At 48.9% G+C, this 9,847-nt stretch carries 7 protein-coding genes and 2 rRNA genes; 8 read left to right on the top strand and 1 reads right to left on the bottom strand.

The genetic code is table 11. The features are described from left to right. The 5 genes from H1S01_RS19010 to H1S01_RS18990 form a co-directional block, all read left to right on the top strand. Positions 1-181: ribosomal RNA gene (locus tag H1S01_RS19010) — 23S ribosomal RNA — on the top strand; the annotation flags it as partial. 309 nt (positions 182-490) lie between these two features. After that, complete coding sequence (locus H1S01_RS19005) at positions 491-1,930, top strand: CAP-associated domain-containing protein (RefSeq protein ID WP_188041972.1); 1,440 nt, start codon at positions 491-493, stop codon at positions 1,928-1,930. A gap of 223 nt (positions 1,931-2,153) precedes the next feature. Continuing rightward, a complete protein-coding gene (locus H1S01_RS19000; protein ID WP_188041971.1) occupies positions 2,154-2,453 on the top strand; it encodes a hypothetical protein in 300 nt (99 codons plus the stop codon). Between the two features lie 223 nt (positions 2,454-2,676). After that, positions 2,677-4,659, top strand: coding sequence for a methyl-accepting chemotaxis protein (locus H1S01_RS18995; protein ID WP_188041970.1), 1,983 nt, complete (start codon positions 2,677-2,679; stop codon positions 4,657-4,659). Positions 4,660-4,910: 251 nt separating this feature from the next. Then, positions 4,911-6,470 (top strand): DUF3369 domain-containing protein, encoded by a 1,560-nt coding sequence (locus H1S01_RS18990; protein ID WP_188041969.1) that lies wholly within the window; start codon positions 4,911-4,913, stop codon positions 6,468-6,470. A 245-nt stretch (positions 6,471-6,715) separates the two neighbouring features. Here the strand turns inward: H1S01_RS18990 and H1S01_RS18985 are convergent, their stop codons facing one another. After that, on the bottom strand, positions 6,716-6,967 hold the full coding sequence (locus tag H1S01_RS18985) for an AbrB/MazE/SpoVT family DNA-binding domain-containing protein (RefSeq protein ID WP_155478016.1): 252 nt from the start codon (positions 6,965-6,967) through the stop codon (positions 6,716-6,718). Between the two features lie 66 nt (positions 6,968-7,033). On the opposite strand from H1S01_RS18985, the gene H1S01_RS18980 reads away from it, so the two are divergent. The 3 genes from H1S01_RS18980 to H1S01_RS18970 form a co-directional block, all read left to right on the top strand. Continuing rightward, complete coding sequence (locus H1S01_RS18980; RefSeq protein ID WP_279287042.1) at positions 7,034-8,620, top strand: phytoene desaturase family protein; 1,587 nt, start codon at positions 7,034-7,036, stop codon at positions 8,618-8,620. Positions 8,621-8,764: 144 nt separating this feature from the next. Then, positions 8,765-8,971, top strand: coding sequence for a 4Fe-4S binding protein (locus tag H1S01_RS18975; RefSeq protein WP_188041967.1), 207 nt, complete (start codon positions 8,765-8,767; stop codon positions 8,969-8,971). 534 nt (positions 8,972-9,505) lie between these two features. Then, positions 9,506-9,847 (top strand): 16S ribosomal RNA (locus H1S01_RS18970); the annotation flags it as partial.

Raw genomic sequence — 9,847 nt, 5'->3', positions numbered from 1 at the left:
GTAGCTATGTCGGGAGCGGATAAGCGCTGAAAGCATCTAAGCGCGAAACCGACCCAAAGATGAGACTTCCCACTACGCAAGTAGGTAAGACCCCAGGAAGATGACCTGGTCGATCGGCCCGAGATGTACACGCCGTGAGGCGTTCAGTCGACGGGTACGAATCGGTCGAGGACTTGACCTTAACTGCTTTACGATACTTCTGTCCAGTTTTGAAGGAATCGAATATTGAAGTAAAAAACCTTTCTGTGATTGACAGAAAGGTTTTTTGTTTTACGGCAAGCCGATCAATTTAGAATAGCTTTTGTTTGTTCACTAAAGTAGCTGCCCCGTCCTGTGTTTCCCTGTTTCATGTTTCACACATAAGGGGTGTGTTACCTTTTCGAAAAGCACTGAATAAGCAGGGTTTGTAAGGAGCTTCGCTGAAAATAGTAAAATGTACATTACTGTTTCTAAGCGTGTTTAGAATTTCAACGTACGGCGGGGGTAAAAGATGAGGAGAAACCATAAAAGAGGGTTAAGGTCTGGCTTACTCCTTACCTTCCTGTGTGTATCGACAATATTTGCTACCTCGACATCAGCGTTGGCCGAATCGATTCACTCCAGCGATAGTGGAAGTGACATTTCGATCGTTACGAACGGGAAGAAAATTGATCTTTCGCTTCCGCCGATGATTGTAGGCGACCGGATTCTTATCCCCCTGCGTTCCGTCAGTGAAACAATTGGTGCGGACGTTGCCTGGGACGAAGAGACTCGAACGATCCGTGTGGAGCAAGGGACGACGACGTCAGTTCTCTTATGGCCGGATTTGGATTGGATGAAGGTCAATGATACGCTCAAGCCGATGGAGGTTCCGCCGCGTATTATTGACGGGCGGACTTATGTTTCACTTCGCTTTCTCAGTGAAGCGCTGGGGGATGAGGTGACTTGGGATTCGGCCAGTCGAACTGCGGAAATTACCGTGACCGGTAAAGTTCCAGTCGTCAACCGAAGCCAGAAAACTGCTACGGAGTGGTCCATCTTCGGAATAAAAGTGGGCGATAAAGAGGCTCGTATACGAGAAATGCTTGGTGAACCGAGTCGAATCGATCCAGGAGAATACGGGTATGACTGGTGGATATATAACGCCGACCCGCTTCGCCTCGTGATGGTGGGCGTCGGAAAGGGAACCGTAAAAACAATCTTCACCACAGCCAAAGAGGCTGGGTTGGGAGGGCTTTCTATTGGCGATAGTCGGAATACCTTAAAAGGACGCTACCCCCTTAAGGAAAAGGTTCAAGTCGATATTCCCGAAGGGACTGTTGAATATGAATTGACAGACGAAGATCTGCAGACCCGACCGCTCTGGGTACAAGATGGTATTGCCGCAATTTTTTACATCGACAAGCATCTCGATTCCCGCATCAGCGGCATTCGCCTGTTAGATGTGAACCAACTTTGGGTGGAACCCCGTTATTCTTATCATGCTCGTCTGCGTACATCAATTTCCTCATTACCGGAGCCTCTCTTACAAGTTGAAAAGGCCCAGCCAATCTTACAAGCCTATGAGCGGCAAATCCTCGACTTGACGAACGGAGCTCGCAAGATGATGGGGCAGCATACGTTAATCTGGAGCGAAGAAGCGGCGGAGGTCATCGGTGGTCACAATCGGGACATGATTGAGAACGGGTACTTTGGCCACGAGTCACCGTCTAAGGGAAACTTAGGTGACCGGCTCCAGGCGGCTGGAGTGGATTACAAAATCGCAGGGGAAAACCTGGCTATGGGGCAAGTCGATGCCATTGAGGCGATTTTCGGTTGGCTCAATAGTGAAGGTCACCGTGAGAACCTATCAAACGACAAGTTTCGTGAACTCGGTGTAAGCGTTGATATTGGGAAGGATGAGGAAGGGAACATCGTTCGCTACTATGGACAGAATTTCTTGGCCAAATAGGCCGCCCGGTATGTCTCGGTAGCAACAAAACGAAGATGGTCTACGCCAAGTTAATTTCTTCCTTTTTATAGTGTTTGTACACATTGTGATATTGATTACATGCGGTATAATAGTATATAGAGCCCATAGAACGTTCAGAAAAAACACTGACAAGTGGTTAAAAACAGACAGCAAGGGATAATATCAGAAACAATCGCCAAATAACAAGTAAGAAGGCGATCCTATGGGGGACGTTATTGCATTCCCGAAAGGCATGACGAGAGTCACTTTTGAAACGGACCGGGTAATCGTTGAGGCGGTCAATGAGGATAATGGCGGAATGATTCGGGTGGAGTTAGCCTGGAGATTCAAAGAAGAAGCTGTCAGCTATGGAGGGGTGACTGCGTACCGCGTTTCACTCAGCGGCCATACGGCTGATGGGAAAGCAGCGACGCTTGTAACTTATACACCGTCGATCTTAGATTTGCTTCAAAAAACCGGTTTTCTTGCAGAAACTGATGAAGATCCCGATAAGGGGGAATAAGAAATGGGCGTCCTCGCAGGAGGGCGCTTTTATTTTATTCAACGATCCTTTCGAGAAAAAATCCAAGATTAGTAATCAAGCTGTTCGAGAACCCATAGTTTTTAAATTGTGTATATTAGGTTGAACATAAATGCGGCGATTTCAACCAAACGGATTTCCGTTCAAACCGTAAGAAAAAAAGAGGAGTGACGTCCATAATGAACGCGAAAGAAGATGCGTGCGGGTGAGCAGTTTACGGAACAAATTTATCATCATCGTCGGCCTCATCCTGTTGTTGTCCCTGGTAACGGTAAACGGGCTCAACTACTGGGTGGCGCGTGAGATGTTTCTGTCTGAGACAGAGCACAACCTAGTCAATCTGACGGAAGCTTACGGAAAAGAGGTGAGCCAGTGGCTGACCATCCGGAAAACAGAGATGGAGTTGTATGGGAATACCTTGCAGCAACTTTTTTATGGAGACAACCAAGGGGCCATTGCCTATTTGCGATCTGAAAATAAACATAATGCTCATTTTCTTCGCCTCTTTACGGTCGATCGAATGGGAAATGCCACGTATACCGACGGAACCACCAACAATGTATCTGAGAGAGAGTATTTTAAGCAGGCCATCGGTGGAAAGACAAACGTCTCTGACCCGGTGATCTCCAAAGTCGATGGAAAACGGGTGGTCGTCGTCGCCGTTCCTCTGAATAAAGATAATGGAGTTGTAGGCATGGTGGGGGGGACGTTGCTCATCGATGATTTTGCAGACCGCATCGCCCAACAAAAGATCGGGAAAACAGGTTATCTCTATGTGGTTGAGTCGGATGGTGCAACGATCATCCATCCCGATAAGGAAAAAATCGGTGTGAATCCGATGAAGGATGATAAATACGATCCTTCTTTGCGAGAAACCTGGCGACGCATGATCAGCGGTGAAAAGGGACTCGCTGAGTACCGGATTAACGGTAGTGATCGCTATATGGCCTTTTCGCCGATTGAAGGGCAAGATTGGTTCATCGCCGTAACCGTTCCTGTTGATGAAGTGAGAGATAAGTTGTCATCCTTGTTGAACACTTCCCTGGGAACGATGGTTGCTGTACTCGTTGCAGCAGTAGTGATAGCGATCATCTTTGCCCGTCGCTTTGCTGGTCCTCTTCAGGAAGTATCTCATCGTTTTACCCGGATGGCGCTGGGAGATATGTCTCAGGAAGTTCCGGCCTATCTGCAAGACTACAAGGATGAAATCGGTCTCTTAGCCCGGTCGGCCCAGGAGCTGCACCATCATTTCCGTAGCGCCGTTGCAGGAATCATTGATGCGTCAGACAGACTCGATCAAAACAGCCAGAGTTTCAACGGTATGGTGACAAACACCTTTTTAGAGATGGAGCGAATCTCTAGCTCTTCCAAGCAGATAGCATCCACGTTTGAAACGGTCTCTGCGACGTCCCAAGAAGTGACGGCATCGAGTGAGAATATGGCTGCCAATTTGAGCACAGTCATGACTGGCGTGCAGGAGGGAAATCTCAAAGCAGGTCAAATCGAGAAAAAGGCCATCGCCGTCAAAGAGGAAGTTCAGACATTCCGGCATTCTGCAACCGAACTGTATGGTCAGATTCGGGAAAAAGTTCTACGAGCGATCGAACAAGCGAACATCGTCAACCAGATTTCTCTTATGGCCGAGGCCATTTCTCAAATCGCCGGCCAAACGAACTTATTGGCATTAAACGCGGCGATTGAGGCAGCTCGGGCTGGTGAGCAGGGCAGGGGGTTCGCTGTCGTTGCCGAGGAAGTGAGAAAACTGGCCGAAGAGTCTTCCGCTACGGTCCGCCGTATCCAGTCCCAGACGGGCCAAGTTCAAGAGGCGATCAACAGCTTGGTTGAGAACGCCAACGAACTGCTTGCCTTTATCAACCAAAAGGTTGTGCCTGATTATGAGTCTTTTGCGAATATTGCCCGTCAATATGAGGAAGATGCAAAACTTTTCTATAGCATCACGCAAGATACGAATGATAAAATTCACCAGGTCGTAGAGGAGGTTAATGAGGTTCACCGGGCTATGGAAGATGTGGCGGGGTTGATCGCTGACAACACGGAAGGCTCTCAACAGATCGCTGCCGCAACCCAGATGGCCGTCAGTCGGATGGAAGCGATCGGTGATTCCTCGGTTTCCCTGATGAATGTGGCCAGGTCGTTGCAAGAGATCGTTCAAAAGTTTAATCTCTAAGCCAAGGGCGTCAAAGGGTTGACGTAGTACAAGCGCGACTCGAAAAAAGTGGATTGGGCGTTTCTAACGAAAAATGCATATCTATAAGGGGGTGACGATCCTTAGGAAAGTCATCCCCTTTCCTAAAAAGTCGGGAGGATTTATTACCAACACCGTCGAATGTGAAGGTGATTGCTTATGCAAATATCGGCAGCAAAATAGTAAATTTATAATCACCATCGATATAGGGCAGAAATGAGGCTGCATTCATCGTGTGTAAATCCCCTCTTAACTCCACTGACAACCAGGTCTGGTTTGCCGATGAGCATAGAGAATTACCCTTCAATAATGTGGGCAACTGGAAAATTCTAATCATCGATGGTAACCCGGAGATACATGAGGCAATCCGGTTAGGTTTAGATAACGCGATGTTTGATGATAAGCCCTTGCGCATTTTTTATACTGCTTCAGAGCAGGAAGCGAAGAAACTCTTGTCAGAACAGCCTGATGTGGCCATCATCATACTCGGACGAGGGGAAGTGTTCACCGGTGTGGAAGGGCGGCTTCTGCGATATATCCGGCAGGAACTAACTAACACGCATGTTCGCATCATCTTGCTGAGTTCGCATTTGGAACGTGAACCGGAAGAAAAGATGATTGTTGAATATGATATCAACGCCTATATAACCACTCAAGAACTGACATCGCAGAAACTTTTCTCCACCCTTTACGGCGCGTTGCGGTCGTACCGGGACATCATGACGATTGAACTCAATCGCAAGGGGATGGAGAAAATCATAGAAGCTTCCGGGAGCATTTTTAAGCTTCAATCGATGCGAACCTTTGCTACCGGGATCTTGACGCAATTGACGGCATTGATGCGGCTGAATAAAAACGCCCTCTACTGCCGGTTCTCCGGGTTTGCCGCCACGAAGAACCAGCACGACTTTTATATCCTAGCGGCGACGGGCGATTTTTCTCAGTTGGTTGATCAGCCCGTAAAAAAGGTGCTCAGCCCGTCGGTACGAGCGAGCCTGGAACAGGCTGTGATTCAGAAACGCAGCATCTGCTTAGGAAACCGCTATGTGGGATACTTCCAGAGTCTAAGCGGAACGGAAAACGTGGTCTATCTGGAAGGGGCACACCTTTGGAATGAGTGGGAGCGGAACTGGGTAGAGTTGTTTTGTTCCAATGTAGGCATTGCCTTTGACAACATCAGTTTGAATGATGAAATCGAAGCGACACAGCGGGAGATCATCTTTACCTTAGGCGGCATGGTAGAGGCTCGCTCCAAGGAGACCGGTCACCATGTAAAGCGTGTTGCCGAATGTTCCAATCTGTTGGCCCGGCTCTATGGGCTGAGTTCTGAAGAAGCAGAACTGCTGCGGTTGGCTTCCCCGATGCATGATGTAGGGAAAGTCGCTGTGGAAGATGCCATTTTGAATAAACCGGGACGGCTGACCCGGGACGAGTTTAATATGATGAAGAGTCATACGGTGCACGGTTTTGAAATGCTCTGCCACTCCAAGCGAAAAATTCTTCAAACCGCCGCGTGGATTGCGCTTCAGCACCATGAAAAATTCAATGGTCAGGGCTATCCCTATGGGCTTCAGGGGGATAAAATTCATATCCATGCGCGCATCACCGCTGTGGCCGATGTTTTTGACGCCTTAAGCAATGATCGTTGTTATCGACCTGCTTGGCCTATGGAAAAAGTGGTAGACCTCTTTAGCCGGGAACGGGGAGAACACTTCGATCCCGATTTAGTCGAATTGCTCATCGGAAATTTGGACCGTTTTATAGGGATTCAAAAAGCTTTTCCAGACGCGTAAAAAGAGCGGATTTTTATCTTCATTCCGGGTCGATGCTGTATCGGCCCGGTTTTTCTGTTTTTCAGTGAGCAGGGAATTGACTATAATGAAGAAAGCGAACCCTCTTCTCTGGGCGATAGGATCAAGCCCAGGGAATTAGGTCCGCTTTCATGTACTGTCAGGGATTTGGGGAACTGCTCAGTAGGATCTTTGAGGTATCGCCAGCAGCAAGAGGGCTGCCAGGCGTATGTACCCTTGTTCTGAGCTTAAGCTTCTGCGTTTTGAGCCATCGTGATGGCGCATTCTTTGCAGACGACTTTGCCGCGGAAGTTTTGCACATCGACGGCGCTGCCACAGAAGATACAAGCCGGTTCGTATTTCTTCAAAATGATCTTTTCGGCATCAACATAGATTTCCAGGGGATCTTTTTCGTCAATGCCCATGGTCCGGCGTAACTCGATGGGAATAACCACACGGCCGAGTTCGTCCACTTTGCGTACAATACCTGTTGACTTCATTGAACGTAGCTTCCTTTCCTTTTTCGACTTTATTCGACAGCGTTCAACAACCTAATCGTACCAACGATGCCAAACAACGTCAAGATATTTTTTAATATTTGGGAGTGGATTTATATACTTGAAGCCGTAGTTGTGGGCGCTGGGATGGGTGGGTTGGTATCATCAGCACTGTTGGCAAAGGCAGGCTGGAAGGTGACGGTCCTCGAACGAAATCACTATCCAGGCGGCTGTGCGGGGACCTTCGCCTATCAGGGGTATCGATTTGATGCGGGTGCCACCTTAGCAGGCGGTTTTTATCCCGGTGGGCCAATGCATCAGTTGGGAGAGGCGCTGGACATTTCTTGGGACATACATCCGGTGGAACCAGCGATGGTGGTACATCTGACAAAGGAACAGAAGGTATATTGCTGGGCAGATTCGTTGCGGTGGCAACAGGAACGGCGACAACATTTTGGCGAAAACGCGGAACCCTTTTGGCGATGGCAGGAAAGAACGGCCGCTGGACTTTGGTCATTCGCTGAGTGTAATCCGAATTGGCCGCCCCAGTCGTGGGTAGAAGTGAATACCCTTGGGCGAAAAGGACTAAAATGGCTGGGCCAAGGGGGTCTTTCACAACTGGGGTTGTTTACGGCAGTTAGACAAACCGTAGGGGATAAAATCGATAAGATTGAACGATCCAAATCGAGTTCAGCCCAAGCGGATTCTTTGGATAAGCTACGGCAGTTTATCGACGCACAGTTGTTGATTGCGGCGCAGTGTCCTGCTGAGGAGGCTTTAGCGTTATATGGCGCTGCCGCACTGGAACTGGCCCGGAGAGGTGTTGGTTGCTTGCGAGGTGGTATCGGAGGAATGGCTGAAGCGCTCGTGGAAATGATTCAACGATCCGGTGGAGTCGTAGAGTACGGATCTGAGGCCTCCCAGGTGCGGAGCGAAAAAGGTCGACCGATAGCAGTGGAGACAGCTCAAGGAACATCGATCCCGGCGGACCTGGTGCTGCTCAATCTTCCCCCGAACGATGCCGTATCCATGCTGGATACAGGCCTTCAGGCCGCATGGAAACCTTGGTGGATAGAAAAAGCTCTCTCTCGTAGAGAGATAAAGGTTCCCAATGATGGATGGGGAGCTTTTATGGTTTACATTGGCCTCGATGGATCGGTCGTACCGGATACGTTTCCTCTCGCTCATCAGGTCTTGCGGCCGGAATCGTTAGAAGGCCACGGATTGTTTCTCACCCTAAGCCCCCCGTGGGACCCCTCAAGAGCGCCGTCTCGTTGCCGTGCTCTGACCATGAGCACTCATACAGAGCTGGAACCCTGGTGGACGGCCCGCCGACAAGGAAAAGACGTCTATGAACGGCGAAAGCACCAGTACACGGAGCAGATGCTCGATGCGGCGGAACAGGTTATCCCCGGGCTGCGATCAGCAGTCAAGGTCATCCTAGCGGGCAGCCCCGTCACCTATCAACGTTTTACGGGAAGGTCGAAAGGGTGGGTAGGCGGCTATCGCCAAAATTGCTTAACCCGTCTTTGGGGACCTCGGATCACTGACCAGCTTTGGCTCGTGGGAGACAGCATTTTCCCTGGGCAGTCTACGGCGGCTGTAGCTATGGGTGCGATGCGGGTGGTTGAAGTGATTTTACAGCGCCTGAGTTGATTCTGAGAAAGCGAATCTCCATACCACTGAATCTCAATAGGATAGGATCTAATAATGTGAAAGGGACAATCCGATGTTCTAAGGTACACCGATTTTCTTTGGAATGTCTAGAGTCGCGAGAAAGGAAAAGGAGGAGGCAGAAACATGGAGGAGAAAGGACCCCGTCTTTACCGGATTGAGAAGAATTGCATCGGCTGCCGATTCTGTGTCGACATCTGCAGTTGGGATGCTCTGGAGGGGAAAGGACGAGAACGGTCGTCGTTTAAAATTGATGAGAAGCTCTGTCCGGGCTGCGGTATCTGTGCAGATTGTTGCCCGGTAGGGGCCATTCAAAAAGTGAAAGATGAATGACTTTATATTCATTCGCAGGCCTCATTAAAATAACGTCCTATCGCTTCGGTTCGCTACGGTGTAAGATTGACTATTTTTGATAAAAGAACAGTCATAAATCATCAAGATATAATGAGGTACTTGTTTTTATCCACGTATAAACAGCGAAAAATGGCATATCATTCATATTGACAGGGCTTGTCTATAATGTTAGGATAAATCACCACAAGCTCATTGGTTGGTTTTCTGTGGTAAAAGAAAGAACCGTTCAACAATAAAATCGGTAAAATTCTTAAACTTACCAGTTGCATATGAGCAGTCACTGTGGTAATATTTATTCTTGTCGGCGCCACGCAAACGGTAACGACAAGAGTAAGTCTGGTCCTTGAAAATCAAACAGTTGTAAGCAAAAGCGTGCGAAACCAAAGTCAATTCGGCCCGCGTAAGCGGGACGGATGGACAACTTCTTACGAGTGGATGACTTCTGTTATAAGAGGCCTTAGCTCGATAAGAAATTTAATCAACAAGAGCTTGACTCAAGCTTATCTACAATATTTTGTGGAGAGTTTGATCCTGGCTCAGGACGAACGCTGGCGGCATGCCTAACACATGCAAGTCGAACGGAGAGCGGAAGTTTCGATGGAAGCTCTTAGTGGCGGACGGGTGAGTAACGCGTGGATAACCTGCCTGAGAGTGGGGGATAACAGCCCGAAAGGGCTGCTAATACCGCATAACGTTGTCTGGGGACATCCCCGGACAACCAAAGGAGCAATCCGCTCTTGGATGGGTCCGCGTCCGATTAGCTAGTTGGTGAGGTAATAGCTCACCAAGGCGACGATCGGTAGCCGGCCTGAGAGGGTGAACGGCCACACTGGGACTGAGACACGGCCCAGACTC

It is taken from the genome of Heliobacterium chlorum (assembly GCF_014502795.1).
Lineage (GTDB): Bacteria > Bacillota > Desulfitobacteriia > Heliobacteriales > Heliobacteriaceae > Heliobacterium > Heliobacterium chlorum.
The sequence above is the reverse complement of the archived record's forward strand: the minus strand, read 5'-3'. Positions and strand labels throughout refer to the sequence as shown.